Raw genomic sequence first — 18,882 nt, forward strand, 5'->3', positions numbered from 1 at the left:
CTCCCGGGGCGGGTGGCTGCCGGTACCGGTCGCCGTGGCCCGGCGGCGGCCCGTGGGGGCCCGCACCGGGAGGCGGCCCGCCGAGGTCACCGGAGCGGCCGGGAGGCGGAGCCGCGGGAGGTCGGGAGGTGTCCTTGCGGGGACGTCCGCGCTTACCCATGGGCGTCCCAAAGCGACGTCCACCGGCTGGTCGGCCAGCCGATCCAGTCCGCACGCCCGATCACCCGGTCCAGCGGAACCGTGCCTCCGCCCGGGCGGCCGAGGAGGTCCCGGGAGTCGCGGGACTCCGCACGGTGGTCGCCCATCACCCACAGCCGCCCCTCGGGGACCCGGATGTCGAACGCGACGGCCGAGGCGGCGTCACCGGGGTGCAGGTACCCCTCGTCGAGCGGCTCACCGTTCACCTCGATCCTCCCCTGTGCGTCGCAGCACCTGATGCTGTCCCCGCCGGTTCCGATCACGCGCTTCACGTAGTCGTCACCCGAACGGGTCATGCCCAGGACCGCGCCGACCATGTCCAGCAGGCCGGCGACCGGGTTGCCGGAAGGGCCGTCGCCGCCCGACGGGTCCGAGAACGAGCCCGCCCCGTCGAAGACCACAACGTCCCCGCGGGCCGGAAGGTTGCCGAACCGGTATGCCAGCTTGTTGACGACCACCCGGTCGCCGACCTGGAGCGTGTTCTCCATCGAGCCGCTGGGAATCACGAAGAGCTGGACGACGAAGAGGTGCACCGACAGCAGCAGGGCGGCGGGACCGCCGAGCAGCAGCACGGGGCGCACGAAACGCGACCAGCGGCCGCGGTCCTCGTCCGGACCGGGCGCGCGGTCGCGCTTCGGTGGCTGTGCGTCGGTGTCCATCGAACCGGAATCCTATCCGGCCCGGCGGACGGCCGGTCGGTGTCGCGGGATCAGTTCTCCCGCTTCTCCTTGATCTTGGCGGCCTTGCCTCGCAGGTCGCGCAGGTAGTACAGCTTCGCGCGGCGGACGTCGCCGCGGGTCACCAGCTCGATCTTCTCGACGATCGGGGTGTGCACGGGGAAGGTGCGCTCGACGCCGACGCTGAAGCTGACCTTGCGGACGGTGAAGGTCTCCCGGACACCGGCGCCCTGTCGACGGATGACCGCGCCCTTGAACTGCTGCACACGGGAGCGGTTGCCCTCGACGACGCGCACGTGCACGTTGACGGTGTCACCCGGGCGGAAGGCCGGGATGTCGGTGCGCATCGACGCGGAGTCGACGCTGTCGAGAAGGTGCGACATGACGGTCTGCTTTCCTCGCCGATGCCACAGGTCATCAGCGGAAGTGTTCGGTGATGTGTCGGGGACGTCCCCGCAGTGGCGTGCGTCGGTCCCCCTGTGGCAGGGTCGCGCGCCGAGCGTGAGACAGCTGCCTATTCTTCCACGTCGTCCCCGGACCGCCCAAATCGGCCGTCCTCCTGCTCGGCCCAGCCCAGGGACCGCAGGGTGGCGCGGTCCTGCTTGTCGAGCGCGGCCGGATCGCAGCGCCGGATCAGGTCGGGCCGGTTGCGGCTCGTGCGGGCGAGGGCCTCGTCGCGTCGCCAGCGGGCGATCCTGCCGTGGTGGCCGCTCACGAGCACCTCGGGCACCGGGCGTCCGCGCCACTCCGGTGGCTTGGTGAACACCGGCCCCTCCAGCAGGTCCGCCATGGCGCCCGGGGCGAAGGAGTCGTCGCGGTGCGACTCGGCGTTGCCGAGCACGCCCGGCAGCAGGCGGGCGATCGCCTCGACCATCACCAGCACCGGGGCCTCGCCACCGGCGAGCACGTAGTCGCCGATGGAGACCTCGCGGACGTCGGCCCGGCCGGCGTACTCCTCGACCACCCTGCGGTCGATGCCCTCGTAGCGGGCGGGGGTGAAGACCAGCCAGGGCCGTGCGGCGAGTTCGACCGCGAGTTCCTGGGTGAACGGCCGGCCGCTCGGTGTCGGGACGACGATCACCGGTGCGTCGACGGCCGCTGCGCCGGCGCCGCCCCCGTCGGGCTCCACGGCGCCGCCGCTCCCGGCGGGCTCCGGAGCATGCCGGCCCAGTACCGCGTCCAGCGCCTCGCCCCAGGGTTCGGGCTTCATCACCATGCCGGGGCCGCCCCCGTAGGGGCTGTCGTCGACGGTGTGGTGGCGGTCGTGCGTCCAGGACCGCAGGTCGTGCACCCGTACGTCGAGCAGTCCGCCGGCGCGCGCCTTGCCGACCAGGGAGACGTTCAGCGGTTCGAGGTACTCGGGGAAGATGGTGACGACGTCGACCCTCACACCGACTCGCTCTCGTCGATCAGCCCGGGCGGCGGGTCGACCACGGCTCGCTGCGCCTCCAGGTCGATCTCCGGAACGATCTCCGCCACGAACGGGATCAGCAGTTCACCGCCGCCCGGCCGGGCGACGACCAGCAGGTCCTGCGCCGGCAGGTGGGCTACCTCAGAGACCCGGCCGAGCTCCGCCCCGTCGACGGTGACCACGTCGAGGTCCACCAACTGGTGGTCGTAGTACTCGTCGGGGTCGTCCGGCACCTCCGTGGGGTCCACCTCGGCGATCAGCAGGGTGTTTCGCAGCGCCTCGGCGGCGGAGCGGTCCTTGACGCCCTCGAAGCGCAGGAGCAACCGTCCGCTGTGCACCCGGCCGGACTCGATGGTGAGCGGGCCGGACCCGGCCGGCTCGGTGGCCAGGACGGCACCGGGACCGAGCCGCAGCTCCGGTTCGTCCGTCCGGACCTCGACGGTGACATCGCCCTTGATGCCGTGGGCGCGGCCGATGCGCGCGACTACGAGCTGCACGGGTGTTCCTCTTCCGAATCTTTCCGGCTCCTGCGGTGGTGCCCGGCTCCTGCGGTGAACGGGTGCGGATGCAGCAGCGGCACGGGCCGGGGACGGTCCTGCCGTCCCCGGCCCGTGCCGGGTTCACTGCACTCGCCGCATGTCCTGCGGTCGGCTCGTCGCTCACGACGGCCGTCGGCTCAGCGGACGTCGTCCACGTCGACGAGGTCGACGCGGATGCCCCGGCCGCCGAGGGCACCGACGACCGTGCGCAGGGAACGAGCGGTCCGGCCGTTGCGACCGATCACCTTGCCGAGGTCCTCGGGATGGACCCGTACCTCCAGCACTCGTCCGCGGCGCTGGTTGCGGGCCTCGACCTGCACCTCTTCAGGGTGGTCGACGATGCCTTTCACCAGGTGCTCGAGGACTTCCTCGAGCATCCTCAGGCCTCGGTGGACTCGGCCGAGGCGTCGGCCTCGGCAGACTTGTCGGCCTTGTCGGCCTTCTTCGCCTTCGGGGTGATGGCCTCGCCCTTGGGCTCGTCACCGGTGGCCTTGGCCGCGGCCTCGAAGAGCGCCTTCTTGTCCGCCTTCGGCTCCGCGACCTTCATCGGCTCCGGGGCGGGCAGGCCCTTGAACTGCTGCCAGTCACCGGTGACCCGGAGGATGGCGGCGACCGGCTCGGTCGGCTGCGCGCCGACACCCAGCCAGTACTGCACACGCTCGGAGTCGACCTCGATGCGGGAGGGGTTCTGCACCGGGTGGTACAGACCGATCTCCTCGATCGCCCGGCCGTCACGACGGGTGCGTGAGTCGGCGACGATGATGCGGTAGTGAGGCGAGCGAATCTTGCCCAGACGCTTCAGCTTGATCTTGACTGCCACTGGTGTGGTGTCTCCTGGTCTTGACGTGGTTGGACACGGCGGGATGGCACGTGGGGTTGTGGTACCCGAGTGTCCGATGGACGCGTCAGCCGGAGGAGAGAGGGATCCTGGGCGGCTGTCGAGTACAGCCGCCCATTCTGCCACACTCAGCCGACCGCCACGGCCTCCGGGATACGGAACTGCTTGCCGCAGGCGCCGCACATGATCGGAGCCTGCGCGAGCACCGAGGGGACGACTCTGACGTTCCGCCCGCAGTCGCAGACCGCCTTGACCCGGACCCCGCCTCCGGAGGAGCCGTGCCGGGCGGCCGGCCCGCGGAAACTGCGCGAGGTCTCACTGCTGGTCGCGGCCAGGTGGGCCTTGAGGGCTCTCTGCAGCCGCTCGGCGGTGGGGCGGTAACGCCGCCGCGCCTCGGCCGTCATGACGACGAGCGAGAAGCCGCTGCTGGGGTGGGGCTCCTCGGGGTGCTCCAGCCCCATCTCCTCGGCGACGTTGAGGAAGCGGCGGTTGTGGTAGCGACCCGCACGCGAGGTGTCCCGGATTCCGCGGGCGGCGGCGACTCCATGGACGGCCTCGTGCAGCAGGCGTTCGAAGGAGAGATCGGCGCCGCAGGCGGACGACGACTCCCCGATCAGCGATTCGGGCGCGGCCAGATTCGGCAGCTCGGAGTGGTGCCTTTGAATGTCGGCCCACGCGGCTGCCAGCTCGGCGGCGAGGACAGGTGGTGTCGTGCTCACGTCGTGACAACGAGCCGGATGCCGCCGGTGTTCCGATTCCAGGGCATCTTTAATATTTTGCACGTACTAGTCAGTTCCGTTCCGTCGCCCCCGTACGGGGGCGGGTCGGCCGATCTGTGGACGGAGGCCCGCAGCTCCCCCATTGGCAGACGTACCCGAGCAAATCAGCGGGGTACTCTGCGGCACCACTCCCCGTGCGCCCCGTGCGCCCCACGTGACACCCGCCCGCGCCGGGCGCCCAGCCGGCGGAAGACCCGGGGAGACCGGTTCTCCCCCTCCCGGCAACTCGGACGCAGCCGACCGGCTGCCGGATCCAGCCGTCCGGCATCCGAGACGACCGCACCGATCCGCCACAGATTCCGCCGCCGGCTCCGCCGCACCCACGCCGGTGCGCCCGCCACGGGGCCGGGTCCGTCACGGCGGGCGCCGCGCGCACCGGCGCCATCACCCGGACGGCCGAAGAACCTCCCACGTCTCGCACCGCGGCTCCGTCCCGCCCGTCCCCCTGCGTCCGGCGACGAACCCCCCGCGACCCTGCGCCGACTGCCGGCGCCACCGCGCGCATGTTACGTCCGCGTGCCGCAGAATCGTGAATCGGGCGGTTCGGCCAAAGAGGCCGTACGGCCTCTGGCCGCGGGACCCGTCACGCAGTTCCCTGGCACACAGCGGACGCGGCCCGGCGGGCCCGGCGCACGGCCCCGCGCGTGCCCGTGCCGGGCCGACCCGCACGCCCGCCCGGCACGGCTGCCGCGACCCGCGGCCGGACCGGCTCCGGGGCGGCACCGGCGACCGAACCGTTCGGAGCAACACCGGACCGGCACCGGAACAGCGGCAGTACAGCATGGAAACAGGCGACATTCCGGCGGATAGGGGCGCCCAGATGACTTCCACACTGGACCGGACACACCACGCACGATCCGCCCGGGAGTGGGCGGAGATCCAGGAGCGGATGCTCGTGCCGCTCTACGAGGCGGTGTACGAGCGGGTCGAGACGGGCCCGCAGAGCCGGGTGCTCGGGCTCGGCTGCGGGACGGGCCTCGCGCTGCTGCTCGCCGCCCGCCGCGGCGCGACGGTGGTGGGACTCGACGGCGACGAGGCACGGCTGGACCTGGCGCGCAGCCGACTGAAACCCGAGCCGCAGCGCGGCTCCCACCCGTGGCGGGTGGAACTGGTGAGAGGAGGCCCGGAGCGGGTCCCGGCGCAGGAGCGCCCGTTCACCCTCGTCACGGCCTTCGGCCGGCGGCCGAAGGTGGAGGACCTCGTCGCGGCCGCGGCCCTCAGCCGGCCCGGGAGCCCGGTCGTCCTGGCCGACTGGGGGCCGGCCGAGCGCTGTGCCGCGACCACGGCGCTGCGGGTCGGCACCCGGTTGGCCGAACCGGTACGCGCCGACCCCACCGGGTGGCGGCCCAGCGGCCGGGACGACCTGGAGGAACTCGCCCGCCGGGCCGGGCTGCGGCTCGACGGGTCCGGTCGCGTCTCCTGCCCGTTCGGCTACACCGACCTCGACAACGCCGTGCGCGGACTGCTCTCCACCGGTCTCTTCCACGCCGCGGTGCGGGCCACCGACCAGGGCCAGGTGGCGAAGGAACTCGCCGAGGCGCTGCAACCGCACCTCCGTCCGGACGGGAGCGTCTGGCTGCCGAACCTCTTCCGCTACGTGATCGCCCGCAGCTGACGGCACCGACGCCCCGTCCGCGCCGTGACGGGCCCTTTTGCGGCGGAGCGAGCGGGGCACGGGTCCCCACGCCGCCGCACCCCGTCCCGGGCCCGCCGCCGCTCGGCGGGACGGGTCACTGCTTGGGCGGCAGGATGTCCCGGAACTCCTTGGGCAGCTCGAAGTTCTCGGGGTCCTCGGCCTCGCTGCCGGACGGGAGCCCGAAGGCGCTGCCCGCGCCGGCGGCCCTGCGCTCGGCCTCGGCCTGCTCCTCCTGACGGCGCTTCATGGGGTTGCCCGAACGCCGCCTGCCCTTGGCCTGCTTCTGCTGCTTGGCCTTCTTGCGGCCGCCGCCGGAACCCGGCATGCCCGGCATCCCGGGCATGCCACCACCCTGTGCCATCCTCGACATCATCTTGCGGGCCTCGAAGAAGCGCTCGACCAGCCCCTTGACCGCGGAGACGTCCACACCCGAACCGCGGGCCACCCGGGCGCGCCGGGACCCGTTCAGGAGGGTGGGGTCGTGCCGTTCGGCGGGGGTCATGGACTTGATGATCGCGGCGGTCCGGTCCACCTCCCGCTCGTCCAGGTTGTCGATCTGGTCCTTCATCTGGCCCATGCCCGGCATCATGCCGAGCAGCTTGGAGATCGAGCCCATCTTGCGGACCTGCTCCATCTGGGCGAGGAAGTCGTCGAGGGTGAACTCCTTCGGGCCCTTCGCCAGCTTCGCGGCCATCTGCTCGGCCTCTTGCTGGCTGAAGGTCTGCTCGGCCTTCTCGATCAGGCTGAGCATGTCGCCCATGCCGAGGATGCGGGACGCCATCCGGTCCGGGTGGAAGGCGTCGAAGTCGTCGAGCTTCTCGCCGTTCGACGCGAACATCACCTGCCGGCCGGTGACCTGCGAGACGGAGAGCGCGGCACCGCCGCGAGCGTCGCCGTCCAGCTTGGAGAGCACCACGCCGTCGAAGCCGACACCGTCCCGGAACGCCTCGGCCGTGTTGACGGCGTCCTGGCCGATCATCGCGTCGACGACGAAGAGCACCTCGTCCGGGCTGACCGCGTCCCGGATGTCGGCGGCCTGCTGCATCATGTCCTGATCGATGCCCAGCCGACCGGCGGTGTCGACGATCACGACATCGTACTGCTTGGTCCTGGCGTGGTCGAGGGAGTCCCGGGCCACCCGCACGGGGTCGCCGACGCCGTTGCCCGGTTCCGGGGCGTAGACCGCCACCCCGGCCCGTTCGGCCACCACGGAGAGCTGGTTGACGGCGTTCGGACGCTGGAGGTCGCACGCCACCAGCAGCGGTGCGTGGCCCTTGCCCTTGAGCCACCGGCCGAGCTTGCCGGCGAGGGTGGTCTTGCCCGCGCCCTGGAGGCCCGCGAGCATGATGACCGTCGGCGGCTGCTTGGCGAAGCGCAGTTGGCGGGTCTCGCCACCGAGGATGCCGACGAGCTCCTCGTTCACGATCTTGATGACCTGCTGGGCGGGGTTGAGCGCCTTGGACACCTCGGCGCCGGCGGCGCGCTCCTTCACCTGCTTGATGAAGGAGCGGACGACCGGCAGGGCGACGTCGGCCTCCAGCAGGGCGACGCGGATCTCGCGCGCCGTGGCGTCGATGTCCGCCTCGCTCAGCCGGCCCTTGCCCCTGAGGTTCTTGAACGTCGCTGCGAGGCGATCGGAGAGAGTGTCGAACACGGCGGTCGCTGATCCTTCACGTCGTCGGGCAAAGCGGCGGTCGGGCGTGCCCCGACGTCCCGGCTGGATCACCCGACGTCCCGGCGGGGCCGGCGGGCGGCGTCCGCCGGAGCCCCGGTCCGGCGCCGGACCGGCCGGTTCGGTGGCCGTCCGGCCCCTTCGGTCGATTCGGCGCCGCCGTACGGAGCAGCGCCGGGCGCCGCAAGCCCAGCAGGGGCGTCGAGGCACGCTGCGCCAAGCGTATCTGTCCGCCGGGCGTGCGGTCAGCCTGCCGTCAGGCCTCCAGGGATCGCTGGACGGCGCGCGCCAGTTCCGAGGCCGTGCCGTCGGACAGCGGGGCACCGTCCGGGCCGGTGACGTAGAAGGCGTCCACCGCGTTGGCGCCCAGGGTGCTGACGTGCGCGCTGCGCACGTCAGCACCCGCCTGGTCCAGCGCCCTGCCGATCCGGTGCAGCAGTCCGGAGGCGTCCTGCGCCCTGACCTCCAGGACCGTGCCGCGCTCGGACCCCGAGGGGGCCACCGTGACCCGGGGCGGCGGTGCCGTGAGGCCGGCGCGGCGGCCCCGGTAGGCGCGCTCACGCTCGGCGAGCTTGGCCGGGACGTCGAGCGAGCCGTCCAGCGCCCGGACCAGGTCCGCGCGCAGCCGGGCGGCCTGCGGCAGGGAGCCGTACTCGGCGGCAACCCGCCAGTTGAGCAGCAGCACCCTCCCCTCCCCGGTCGGGTCCGCGCCGCGGAGTTCCGCGGTACGGACCGTCAGCCGGTGCAGGGCGAGTACGCCGGCGACGGCCGGCAGCACCCCGGGCTGGTCGGGCAGGGCGATGAGCAGTTCCACGCCGACCGGTTCCGAGCCCGGCTCGGGATCGGCGCCGCTCTCGGCGGATTCGGTCTGCGCGTGCAGGGCGAGCACCGGTCCGCCGGTCCGCCACGCCTCGACGGCCAGCCGCTCCTCCTCGACGGTGTTCACGTGCCCGCGGGGCTCGGCGGCGGGCTTGCCCGCGAGCTCCGCGGCCACGCGCCGGACCAGGTCGGCGACCAGCGCGGCCCGCCAGGACGACCAGGCTGCCGGGCCGGTCGCGAGGGCGTCCGCCTCGGTCAGCGCGTGCAGCAGTTCCAGGGTGCCGGGCCCGCCGACCGCTTTCGCCACCGCGTGGACGGTCGCCGGGTCCTCCAGATCGCGGCGGGTGGCCGTCTCGACGAGCAGCAGATGGTGCCGGACGAGGGTGGCGACCACCTCGACGTCCGCGGCGTCGAACCCGATCCTCGCCGCCATGTCCCGGGCGATGACCTCACCGGCGACCGAGTGGTCGCCCGGCCAGCCCTTGCCGATGTCGTGCAGCAGTGCCGCCACCAGCAGCAGGTCGGGGCGGTGCACGCGGCGGGTGAACGCGGCGGCCCGCACCGCCGTCTCGACCAGGTGCCGGTCCACCGTCCACCGGTGGACGGCGTTGCGCTGGGGGCGGCAGCGCACCCGCTCCCAGTCGGGCAGCACCGCGGTGATGAACCCCTCGGCCTCCAGCGCCTCCCATACCGGGACGGTCGCCTCCCCCGCGCCCAGCAGCGTGACGAACTGCTCGCGCGCCTCGGCCGGCCAGGGGACCGGCAGGGGCGCGCTGGTGCGGGCGAGTTGCCGCGCGGTGGACAGCGCGAGCGGTACGGACGCCTGGGCCGCCGCGGCGGCCACCCGCAGCGCCAGGGCGGGGTCGCGGTCGGGGCGGGCCGAGCGGGCGAGGACGACCTCGCCGTCCTGCTCCACCACGCCGTCGGCCAGCGGGCTGCGCTCGGGGCCGGCGGCGGGCCGGCCGCCGAGCAATCCGCGCAGCCGCGGCCGGGCCGATCGGGACCGGAGGACCCGGCCGACCTCGCGCCAGGTCACATCGCCGGCGTAGGAGATCGTCCGGGCGGCCTCGTAGGCCTGCCGGAGCAGGACGTCCGCGTCGAGCAGTCCGAGGGCGCCGGCCACCTCGTCCTGGTCCTGGAGCGCCAGACGGTCGGTCGCGCGTCCGGTGGTGAGGTGCAGGGCGTCGCGGATGTCGAGGAGGACGGAGCGGGCGTGCGCCAGTCCCTCGCGGGGTGCGTCGGCGAGCCAGGAGGCGGCCACCGCCCGCAGCGCGGTGGCGTCGCGCAGCCCGCCGCCGGCCTCCTTGAGATCGGGTTCGAGGAGGTACTGGAGTTCGCCCTGCCGCAGGGTGCGCTCCTGGCACAGTTCGCGCAGTTCGGGCAGGCGCTTGGCGGCGCGGGCGCGCCACTGGCCGAGCAGTTCGGTGCGCAGCCGTGCGGTGAGGCCGGCGTCCCCGGCGACGTGCCGGGCGTCGAGCAGGCCGAGTTGCGCCTTGAGGTCCTCGGCGGCGGTCCTGCGGGCCTCGTCGAGGGTGCGTACCGAGTGGTCCAGGGCTATGCCCTGGTCCCAGATCGGGTACCAGAGGCGGTCGGCGAGCGCGGCGAGCTGCTCCTTGCTGCGGCTGCCGTCGTGCAGCAGGAGCAGGTCGAGGTCGCTGCGCGGCGAGAGTTCGCCGCGCCCGTAGCCGCCGACGGCGACCAGGGCCGCTCCGCCGGTGTGCCGGCCGAGCAGCCCGGCGAGCCAGTCGTCGGTGAGCCGGGCGAGTGCGGCCCTACGCGGCGGCCCGGCCTGCGCCTCCTCGGTGAGGAGGCGCAGGCGGGCCGCCGCGTAGGCGCCGCTGGGTCCCGATTCGGTCGGGTCCTGGTTCTCGGTGGACTCCGTTGCCATGCAGGCCCCAACTCCCTTGCTTCGCTCTACAGTGCGTCCGGGCCGCGTTCGCCCGTTCGCACCCGGACGGCGGTGTCGACCGGGATGCTCCAGACCTTGCCGTCGCCGATCTTGCCGGTGCGGGCGGCCTTCACGACGACTTCGAGCAGCTGTTCGGCGTCGTCGTCCTCGACGAGCACCTCCACGCGGATCTTCGGCACCAGGTCGACGGTGTACTCCGCGCCCCGGTAGACCTCGGTGTGGCCGCGCTGACGGCCGTACCCGCTGGCTTCGGTGACGGTCAGGCCGTGCACACCGAACGCCTGGAGCGCGTCCTTCACTTCGTCCAGTCGGTGCGGCTTGATGACCGCGGTGATGAGCTTCATGCGTCAACCTTCTTGTTCTCGGCGGCCGTTGCGGATGCGGAGGAGGTGGTCAGGGTTCCACCGCCGACCTGGGTGAAGTCGTAGGCGCTCTCCGCGTGGAAGGCCTGGTCGACTCCGACGGTCTCCTCCTCCTCGCTGGCGCGGAAGCCGAGGGTCATGTCCACCAGCTTCGCGAGGAGCCAGGTGACCACGAAGGTGAAGGCCATCACCGAGAAGGCGCCGAGCGCCTGCTTCCCGAACTGCGTGAGGCCGGCGCCCTCGGTGGCCAGGAAGCCCACCATCAGGGTACCGATCACGCCACCGACGAGGTGGACGCCGACGACGTCGAGGGAGTCGTCGTAGTTGAGCTTGAACTTCAGGCTGACCGCCCAGGAACAGACCAGGCCGGCGACGAGGCCGATGGCCAGCGCGCCGAAGGCGTTGACCGCCGCACCCGAGGGGGTGATGGCGACCAGGCCGGCGATCGCGCCGGAGGCGGCGCCGAGGGTGGTGAAGGCGCCGTGCCGGACACGCTCGTAGATCAGCCAGCCGAGCACGGCCGCGCCGGTGGCCACCTGGGTGTTCACGGCCATGTTGGCCGCGGTGCCGTCGGCCGCCAGTGCGGAGCCGGCGTTGAAGCCGAACCAGCCGAACCACAGCAGTGCCGCGCCGAGCATCACCAGGGGGAGGTTGTGCGGGCGCATCGGGTCCTTCTTGAACCCGAGTCGCTTGCCGACCACCAGGACGGCGGCGAGCGCGCCGATACCGGCGTTGATGTGCACCGCGGTGCCGCCGGCGAAGTCGATGACGCCCATCTCGAAGAGCCAGCCGCCCTCGGCCCAGACCCAGTGGGCAACGGGGAAGTACACGATGCTGACCCAGAGGGCGATGAACAGGGTCCAGGCGCTGAACTTGACGCGGTCGGCCAGTGCGCCGCTCATCAGCGCCGGGGTGATCACCGCGAACAGCATCTGGAAGAGGACGAAGGCGAGGACCGGGATGCCGTCCTCTCCGGTCGTGGTCTCGGGCGTGATGCCCTTGAGCCCGACGTAGTCCAGATTGCCGATCACGCCGCCGATGTCATCGCCGAAGGTCAGCGAGTAGCCGAACAGGACGTACAGCACGGTGGACACGCCGAGTGCGATGAAGCACATCATCAGCATGTTCAGCGCGCTCTTGACCCGGACCATTCCACCGTAGAAGAAGGCCAGGCCTGGAGTCATCAACATGACCAGCGCCGCGCTGATCAATACGAATGCGGTATCCGCGCCATTCAATGGACGTCTCCTCGAAGTCACGACCCGTGCGGGCAGGATCTGTTGCGTGGGGGGCAGGATGCGCCACAGAATCCCGGGGCCCGGTTTCCTTCGATGCGACGCACTGTTTCGCCACCGTGACGAAGACGTCCGGGGTGTTACGGCCGGATGAAGCGGAGGTCCCGGCACCGCGTGCCCGCTTGTTCTCCCGTCCAGTGCCCGGTGACGCCCTGCACAGGAGCGGCTGCGGGTCAGACCGCGACGGCCTCGGAGGCCGGCAGCTCGCCGACGAGCCGCTCGTTGAGCTCGATCACCTCGGCGACCTCGCCGAAGTCGCGGGCGGCACTGGCCGCGGTCTTGCGGATGCGGGTGTTGACCCGCTCCGAGCGCAGCCGCTGGGCGACCTCCATGGCCTGCACCGTGCGCGCGGCGCAGCGCTCCGGTTCGCGCTGGAGGAGGTGCACCGTGGCCATGCCGACCAGGTTCAACGCATACGAACGGTGGTGGCCGCTCACCGAGGCGGCGCACTCCTGCTCGAAGAGGGCCACCGCCTTCTCCATCGCCGGCTGGGCGAGCGAGGCGTAGGTGTGGCTGCGGCCGGCCGAATAGGCGAGATCGCGATACGAGTGGGCGTTCTCGGCGTTCAGCTCGGCCTCGGAGAAGAACTCGATCCAGTCCGGGTCCGGGTCCGCGGCGTCGGTCTCGGAGAAGACCGCCTCGGCCATCTTCGCCGCCCGGTGGCACTGCTTGGGCTGCCCCAGGTTCGCGTACGACCGGGCCTCCATCGCATACAGCATGGCCTGAGTGCGGGAACCGGCGCCGTCCCGGCTGCCGTACTGGGCGAGGTGGACGAGTTCCAGGGCGTCGTCGGGGCGGCCGAGGTGGATCATCTGCCGCGCCATGTTGGAGAGCACGAAGGCACCGAACGGCCGGTCGCCGGCCTCCTTGGCGGCGTGCAGGCCGAGCACGAAGTACTTCTGCGCGGTGGGTTGCATGCCGATGTCGTAGCTCATCCAGCCGGCCAGCTCGGCGAGCTGCGCCGTCACGGAGAACAGGCGGGTGCGGACGGCCCCGGAGTGGCGCTCCTGGAGCAGGTCGGTGATCTCGTGCAACTGGCCCACCACCGCTTTGCGGCGCAGCCCGCCGCCGCACTGCGCGTCCCACCGGCGGAACATCACGGTCGTCTGCTCCAGCACCTCCGTCTCCGGGCCGGACAGTCCGCCACGGCGCTCCGTCCCGGCCCGGCGGGGCAGTTCGGCCGGGGGGGCGGGCCCTCCGTCCGGGCTCGCCGGGGCCCCGACGGGGGGGACCAGCCAGCGCTGCATCGGCTCGACGAGCGCCGGACCGGCCGAGACGGCCAGCGAGGGCCCGAGGTAGCCCCGGCCGCCCAGCATCAGGTCGCTCCGGGAGAACTCGCTGAGCAGGGTGACCGTCTGCGGTCCCGCCCAGGGGAGGTCGACACCGGTACTGGAGACGACCTGCCGCGCGGAGCGCAGCCCGAGGTCCTCGACCGCGACCACGCAGCCGAACCGCTCGGAGCAGAGTTCCGAGAGGATTCGCGGGATCGGCTCCCGGGGTTGCTCGCCGTCCAGCCAGCGGCGCACCCGCGAAGTGTCCGTACTGACGTGGTGGGCGCCCAGCTGGCGGGCTCTGCGGTTGACCTGCCGGGCCAGCTCCCCCTTCGACCAGCCGCTGCGCACGAACCAGTCGCCGAGCTGCTCGTTCGGGCGCCTGTCGGCCGATGTGCCGCTGCTGCCGTTGCCGCCCACTGGTAGGCCCCCACTCTCCCTCGGTGGCAGTCCATGCCTCCGGCATACCCGTGGACCGCGACCGGCGTCTGCTGTGTGCACCGAAAGTAATCCTACGATCACCGCTCCGGCGAGGGGATTCACGGAAACGCCACCATTCGCCACCCCCGTGAACGAACTTAACCCGGAGCACAGGCGCTTCACTTGACTTGGAGCGATCACCGCCGGAGGAACCGAGGTGCGCAAGGGGCGCACGAATCTCGCCGCACGCCCTCGGGTGCGCCGGATATGCATCCGAGGGACGGCACGCGCCGGTCAGCGCACTTCCGCAACCGGCCATCGCTCTGCGTGAATGTGTCGTAACCATCGGCGCATGGGACCCGTTGGAGGGGGCATGGGCTTCACGATCGGCGGCATGCGGGAGTTTCGGGACCACCGGCTGGCTCACCACGGCCCCAAGCGGCGGGGCCGGGCGGCGGAGGGCACCGCGGTGGCCGAGTGCACCGGCCTCTGGGGCTGGGCTGTCGTGCCGGGCGCCCGCGCGTTGCGGACGGACGGCCGGGTCGAGTGCTCCTGCGGGTCGCGGGTCTGCCCGGCCCCGGGCGCCCACCCGCTGGACGCCGGAGTGGAGGTACCCGCGGGCGCCGGCCTGGAGGAGGCCTGCGAGGTGTGGGCCCAACTGCCGGGCGCGGCGCTGCTGCTGCCGGTCGGGCGGACCTTCGACGTCCTGGAGGTACCGGCCGGGGCCGGGCGCCGGGCGCTCGTGCGCCTGGAGCGCATGGGGCTGCCGCTCGGTCCGGTGGCCGTCACACCGGACGACCGCGCCTGGTTCCTCGTCGCCCCCGGTGCCGCCTCCGAACTCCCGCGGCTCCTCTACCGGATGGGGTGGGACGACGCCGGACTCGACCTCCGGTGCCTCGGCCGGGGCGACCACATCACCGCGCCGCCCTCGGATCTGGGCGGCCTCGGCCGCGTCCAGTGGCTGCGCCCGCCGACTCCCGAGTGCGCCGGCCGGCTGCCGCAGGCCCGCTTGCTGCTCGGCACCCTGGCCTACGTCTGCCACCGCCTGGCCGTGTGAGCCCACCGGGCCGGCCCGGTGGGCGTCCTCCCCCTCCCACCGGGCCGACCGTCGCGCTACGGCGAGGCCGGTGCGGTCAGCTCCAGGCCCGGCCAGCGGGCGAGGTCCCGCAGCGGCTGCCGGTCGGGGGGTGGCCACCACGACGGCGGCGTCCGTGTGCTCCGGCGCCTCGGTCAGCTCGTCCGCCAGAGACGCCGACAGGTGGTGGGCCGGCTCGTCGAGCAGGACCAGTCCGTGCCGCTCGGCCAGCGCCAGGTCGAGGCGCCGCTGCTGCCTCTGGGACATCCGGGCGACGGGCGTGACCGCGGCGTCCGGGGCCAGCAGCAGCCCGGGCGTCGCGAGCGGGACGGCCTCCGCGTCGGGAAGCCGCTCCCGGGACGCCGTCCGCCCGACGTGACGGTCGTACACCTCCTGGGCGGTGGCCGCGTCGTCCCGCACCGCGGTCTCCCGGATCACCCGGACGACGCGCGCTCCCTCGCCGTGAGGACACGCCCGTGCGTGGAAGCGGACGCACCGGCCAGCACCGCGAGCAGCGTGGACTTCCCGGCGCCGGGCGTGCTGCCAGGCACTGTAGCCGCCCGCGTACGGACGCGGGCGGCCGTACGCGGGTCGGGTCGAGGTCGAGCGTCTTCCCGCGCCCGTTCTCGCCGGCGACGGCGAGCCGGGACCGGGCGGAGACGGTGACCGAGAGGTCGTTGGGGACGGCCCGGGAGCCGCGGGTGACGGTGACTCCCTCGGCACCGACGTGGGCACCGGCGTCTGCCTCGGCGGAGAGACGCGGGGGTCGGGGGTGGGTACGGGGTTCATGGCATGCTCCGCAGCTCGCAGGGTGCCGGGCAGCGGGAGGAGGCCGCCCGGCACGACCGGGACGGCGAGCGCGGATTCAGCAGGAAGGTGGCGCCGCCGTCAGCGGGCGGAGCGGACCTTCTGCGGCCACATGCCTCGTGCCGTGGCGCGGTGCCAGCAGCGTCCCGGACGGCCCCTCCCTCGGCCCCGGAGGCCCGGCCGGCCGCGCCCCGCGGACGGAGGCCGGCCGGCCGCTGCGGCGGTCACTCGCCGATGAGCGCGTCCACGAAGGCCTCGGGCTCGAACGGCGCGAGATCGTCGGCCCCCTCGCCCAGGCCGATGAGCTTCACCGGAACGCCCAGTTCCCGCTGTACGGCGACCACGATGCCGCCCTTGGCGGTGCCGTCGAGCTTGGTCAGCACGATGCCGGTGATGTCCACCACCTCGGCGAAGACCCGTGCCTGCACGAGACCGTTCTGCCCGGTGGTGGCGTCCAGGACCAGCAGGACCTCGTCCACCGGGCCCTGCTTCTCGACGACGCGCTTGACCTTGCCCAACTCGTCCATCAGCCCCGTCTTGGTGTGCAGACGGCCGGCGGTGTCGATCAGCACCACGTCGGCCCCCTCGGCCGTGCCCTCCTTGACGGCGTCGAAGGCCACCGAGGCCGGATCGCCGGCCTCCGGTCCGCGCACGGTGCGGGCACCGACCCGCTCGCCCCAGGTCTGGAGCTGGTCGGCAGCCGCGGCACGGAAGGTGTCCGCGGCGCCGAGGACCACCGACTTGCCGTTCGCGACCAGCACACGGGCGAGCTTGCCGGTGGTGGTGGTCTTGCCGGTTCCGTTGACCCCGACGACCAGCACGACGCCGGGGCGGTCCACCGCACCGGAGGTCTCGGTGCGGACCAGCCGGTCCTCGTCCGGTCCGACCAGAGTGATCAGCTCTTCGCGCAGCAGCGTGCGGAGTTCCTCGGAGGAGCGGGTGCCGAGCACCCGGACCCGCTCCCGGAGCCGTTCCACCAGTTCCTGAGTGGGGGCGACACCGACGTCCGCGGTGAGCAGGGTGTCCTCGATCTCCTCCCAGGTCTCCTCGTCGAGGTGCTCCCGGGACAGCAGGGTCAGCAGGCCCTTGCCCAGCGAGTTCTGGGAGCGGGAGAGCCGGGAGCGCAGCCGCACCAGACGGCCGGCCGCCGGTTCGGGGGTCTCCAGTTCGGGCGCGGGGGCCGCCGGCTCGGGCGCAGGTTCGACGGCCACCGGCTCCCCGGGGGCGCCGGGCAGCGTCACGTCCTCCAGCGCCCGGCCCGGCGACTCCGGGGTTCCGTCGGCGTCCTCCCCGACGCGCGGCTCGGTCGGCGGCGCCGAGGCGCCGGGCCGCCCCGGTGCGTCGGGTGGCAGCGACTTCTTCCGCCGGCTGCCGATCACGAGTCCGCCGATCGCGGCGAGCGCGATCACGGCGATGACTGCGGCAAGGATGAGTTCCATCGTTTCCCTCGGTGTTGCCTGCGTCGGGGGCAGGGCTTGTCCGTCGTACGACCGGTCCTGTCGGGCGAGAAGCCCCCTCGGAAGGAGGCACAACCCGTCCAGTATCGGCCAGCACCGTACGGCAGAGGGTCAGCGGGGCGGCACGGGTGCGGCCCGGACTCGTCCGATGAGTCCGGGCCGCAGCCGCGTACCGAGGAGAGGGGCAACGGGGTCGGTCAGCCCATCTCCTCCAACGCCTTGCCCTTGGTCTCCGGCACCCACTTGAGGATGAACGGGATCGAGAGCGCGGCGAAGCTGGCGTAGATCACGTACGAGCCGGACAGGTTCCAGTCCGACATGGAGGGGAAGCTCACGGTGATGGCCCAGTTGGCGATCCACTGCGCGGAGGCGGCCACGCCCAGGGCCGCCGCCCGGATCCGGTTGGGGAACATCTCGCCCAGCATCACCCAGACGACGACACCCCAGGAGAGGGCGAAGAACACCACGAACGAGTGCGCCGCGACGAGCGCCACGGCCCCCTGGGCGTCCGGCAGGCTGATGTCGTCGCCGGTCCCCTCCTTGAAGGAGAACGCCCAGGCGGCGACCGCCAACGAGAGGGCCATACCGGTGGAGCCGATCAGCGCGAGCGGCTTGCGGCCGATGCGGTCGACGAAGACCATCGCGATGACGGTGCCGATGATGTTGATGATCGACGTGGTGAACGAGTAGAAGAACGAGCTCTCCGGGTCGATGCCGACCGACTGCCACAGCGAGGAGCTGTAGTAGAAGATCACGTTGATGCCGACGAGCTGCTGGAAAACCGAGAGTCCGATGCCGACCCAGACGATGGGCAGCAGGCCGGTGCCGCCTCCGAGCAGGTCCTTGAGCCGGGGCCGGTGCTCGCTGTGCATCCGCTCGTTGATCTCGCGCACCCGGGCGGCCAGGTCGACGCCCTTGTCCTCGACGTCGGCGAGTACGGCCCTGGCCTCCTCGAACCGTCCGCGGGCCACCAGGTAGCGCGGCGACTCGGGGAGCCGCCAGGCCAGGAAGCCGTAGATCGCTGCGGGGATGATCTCGATGCCGAGCATGATCTGCCACGCCTCGATGCCCAGCAGGTTCCCGCGCTGGTCACCGTCGGCGATGTTGAGCACGGCGTAGTTGACCAGTTGCGAGAGGGCGATGCCCAGCACGATCGCGGCCTGCTGGAAGGAGGCGAGCCGTCCGCGGTAGGCGGGGGGCGCCACTTCGGCGATGTAGGCGGGTGCGATCACCGAGGCCATACCGATGGCGACACCGCCCAGGACCCGCCAGAAGGCCAGGTCCCACAGGGTGAACGGCAGCATCGAGCCGAGACCGCTCGCGGCGAACAACAGGGCGGCGATCTGCATGACCCGCGGCCGGCCGATCCGGTCGGCCAGCCGGCCGGCGATCATCGCCCCGAGGGCGGCGCCCAGCAGGGCGATGGCGATCACCGCCCCGAGCGTGGCGGAGCCGACCGAGAACTTGCCGCGGACTCCCTCGACGGCCCCGTTGATCACAGCGCTGTCGTAGCCGAAGAGGAAGCCGCCCATCGCGGCCGACGCCGCGATGAAGATGACATGGGTGAGGTGGGTGGGCCGACCGCGTGGGGGCTCCGGCCTTGCCTGCTCTGTACTCGTCAAGGTGTTCTCCTGCGGGGCCCGGCGGCGGTGCCGGGCATGGGGGTGGTCGCTTCTCCGGGGCGCCCGCCTGACCGCGCACCACCATGTGAAGTGAA

The 18,882-nt window shown here is 72.6% G+C and carries 15 protein-coding genes and 1 pseudogene; 2 read left to right on the plus strand and 14 right to left on the minus strand.

Features of this window, described 5'->3' with window-relative positions:
* Nucleotides 1-152: 152 nt before the first annotated feature.
* From lepB to H300_RS0102490, 7 genes are all read right to left on the minus strand, one after another.
* Entirely contained in the window at nt 153-857 is a 705-nt protein-coding gene (gene lepB, locus H300_RS24610) for a signal peptidase I (RefSeq protein WP_028426147.1), read from the minus strand.
* A 50-nt stretch (nt 858-907) separates the two neighbouring features.
* A complete protein-coding gene (rplS, locus tag H300_RS0102465) occupies nt 908-1,258 on the minus strand; it encodes a 50S ribosomal protein L19 (protein ID WP_028426148.1) in 351 nt (116 codons plus the stop codon).
* Nucleotides 1,259-1,389: 131 nt separating this feature from the next.
* Nucleotides 1,390-2,265 (minus strand): tRNA (guanosine(37)-N1)-methyltransferase TrmD, encoded by an 876-nt coding sequence (gene trmD / locus H300_RS0102470; RefSeq protein WP_028426149.1) that lies wholly within the window; start codon nt 2,263-2,265, stop codon nt 1,390-1,392.
* The gene (gene rimM, locus H300_RS0102475) at nt 2,262-2,783 is read right to left on the minus strand and encodes a ribosome maturation factor RimM (protein WP_028426150.1); all 522 of its coding nucleotides are present in this window, start codon (nt 2,781-2,783) and stop codon (nt 2,262-2,264) included. Before rimM ends, trmD begins: the two co-directional genes overlap by 4 nt.
* 179 nt (nt 2,784-2,962) lie before the next feature.
* Nucleotides 2,963-3,202, minus strand: coding sequence for an RNA-binding protein (locus H300_RS0102480; RefSeq protein ID WP_028426151.1), 240 nt, complete (start codon nt 3,200-3,202; stop codon nt 2,963-2,965).
* Between the two features lie 2 nt (nt 3,203-3,204).
* Nucleotides 3,205-3,645, minus strand: coding sequence for a 30S ribosomal protein S16 (gene rpsP, locus H300_RS0102485; protein ID WP_028426152.1), 441 nt, complete (start codon nt 3,643-3,645; stop codon nt 3,205-3,207).
* A gap of 146 nt (nt 3,646-3,791) precedes the next feature.
* On the minus strand, nt 3,792-4,382 hold the full coding sequence (locus H300_RS0102490; protein WP_028426153.1) for a hypothetical protein: 591 nt from the start codon (nt 4,380-4,382) through the stop codon (nt 3,792-3,794).
* An 880-nt stretch (nt 4,383-5,262) separates the two neighbouring features.
* On the opposite strand from H300_RS0102490, the gene H300_RS0102495 reads away from it, so the two are divergent.
* Nucleotides 5,263-6,057 (plus strand): class I SAM-dependent methyltransferase, encoded by a 795-nt coding sequence (locus H300_RS0102495; RefSeq protein ID WP_051269361.1) that lies wholly within the window; start codon nt 5,263-5,265, stop codon nt 6,055-6,057.
* Between the two features lie 115 nt (nt 6,058-6,172).
* Here H300_RS0102495 and ffh read toward each other — a convergent pair whose 3' ends face one another.
* From ffh to nsdA, 5 genes are all read right to left on the minus strand, one after another.
* Nucleotides 6,173-7,732, minus strand: coding sequence for a signal recognition particle protein (gene ffh / locus H300_RS0102500; protein ID WP_028426155.1), 1,560 nt, complete (start codon nt 7,730-7,732; stop codon nt 6,173-6,175).
* 274 nt (nt 7,733-8,006) lie between these two features.
* Nucleotides 8,007-10,457, minus strand: coding sequence for a [protein-PII] uridylyltransferase (locus H300_RS0102505; RefSeq protein WP_028426156.1), 2,451 nt, complete (start codon nt 10,455-10,457; stop codon nt 8,007-8,009).
* Nucleotides 10,458-10,483: 26 nt separating this feature from the next.
* Nucleotides 10,484-10,822, minus strand: coding sequence for a P-II family nitrogen regulator (locus H300_RS0102510; protein WP_028426157.1), 339 nt, complete (start codon nt 10,820-10,822; stop codon nt 10,484-10,486).
* The gene (locus H300_RS0102515; protein WP_028426158.1) at nt 10,819-12,078 is read right to left on the minus strand and encodes an ammonium transporter; all 1,260 of its coding nucleotides are present in this window, start codon (nt 12,076-12,078) and stop codon (nt 10,819-10,821) included. The genes H300_RS0102510 and H300_RS0102515 overlap by 4 nt, the downstream gene beginning before the upstream one ends.
* 230 nt (nt 12,079-12,308) lie before the next feature.
* Nucleotides 12,309-13,826 (minus strand): transcriptional repressor NsdA, encoded by a 1,518-nt coding sequence (nsdA, locus tag H300_RS0102520; protein WP_028426159.1) that lies wholly within the window; start codon nt 13,824-13,826, stop codon nt 12,309-12,311.
* A 373-nt stretch (nt 13,827-14,199) separates the two neighbouring features.
* Here nsdA and H300_RS0102525 point away from each other — a divergent pair, with 373 nt between their 5' ends.
* Entirely contained in the window at nt 14,200-14,883 is a 684-nt protein-coding gene (locus tag H300_RS0102525; RefSeq protein ID WP_028426160.1) for a bifunctional DNA primase/polymerase, read from the plus strand.
* A 1,049-nt stretch (nt 14,884-15,932) separates the two neighbouring features.
* Here the strand turns inward: H300_RS0102525 and ftsY are convergent.
* Both ftsY and H300_RS0102535 read right to left on the minus strand, forming a co-directional pair.
* Nucleotides 15,933-17,147, minus strand: coding sequence for a signal recognition particle-docking protein FtsY (ftsY, locus tag H300_RS0102530; protein WP_028426161.1), 1,215 nt, complete (start codon nt 17,145-17,147; stop codon nt 15,933-15,935).
* 215 nt (nt 17,148-17,362) lie between these two features.
* Nucleotides 17,363-18,796, minus strand: a pseudogene (locus tag H300_RS0102535) (sugar porter family MFS transporter); the annotation flags it as partial.
* Between the last annotated feature and the right edge of the window lie 86 nt (nt 18,797-18,882).

It is taken from the genome of Streptomyces sp. TAA040 (genome assembly GCF_000424845.1).

Coding starts and splice junctions, on each gene's coding strand:
- rplS (WP_028426148.1), bottom strand. CDS start 1,258: ATGTCGCACCTTCTCGACAGCGTCGACTCCGCGTCGATGCGCACCGAC.
- H300_RS0102505 (WP_028426156.1), bottom strand. CDS start 10,457: ATGGCAACGGAGTCCACCGAGAACCAGGACCCGACCGAATCGGGACCC.
- H300_RS0102525 (WP_028426160.1), top strand. CDS start 14,200: ATGGGCTTCACGATCGGCGGCATGCGGGAGTTTCGGGACCACCGGCTG.
- H300_RS0102480 (WP_028426151.1), bottom strand. CDS start 3,202: ATGCTCGAGGAAGTCCTCGAGCACCTGGTGAAAGGCATCGTCGACCAC.
- H300_RS0102510 (WP_028426157.1), bottom strand. CDS start 10,822: ATGAAGCTCATCACCGCGGTCATCAAGCCGCACCGACTGGACGAAGTG.
- ftsY (WP_028426161.1), bottom strand. CDS start 17,147: ATGGAACTCATCCTTGCCGCAGTCATCGCCGTGATCGCGCTCGCCGCG.
- lepB (WP_028426147.1), bottom strand. CDS start 857: ATGGACACCGACGCACAGCCACCGAAGCGCGACCGCGCGCCCGGTCCG.
- H300_RS0102495 (WP_051269361.1), top strand. CDS start 5,263: ATGACTTCCACACTGGACCGGACACACCACGCACGATCCGCCCGGGAG.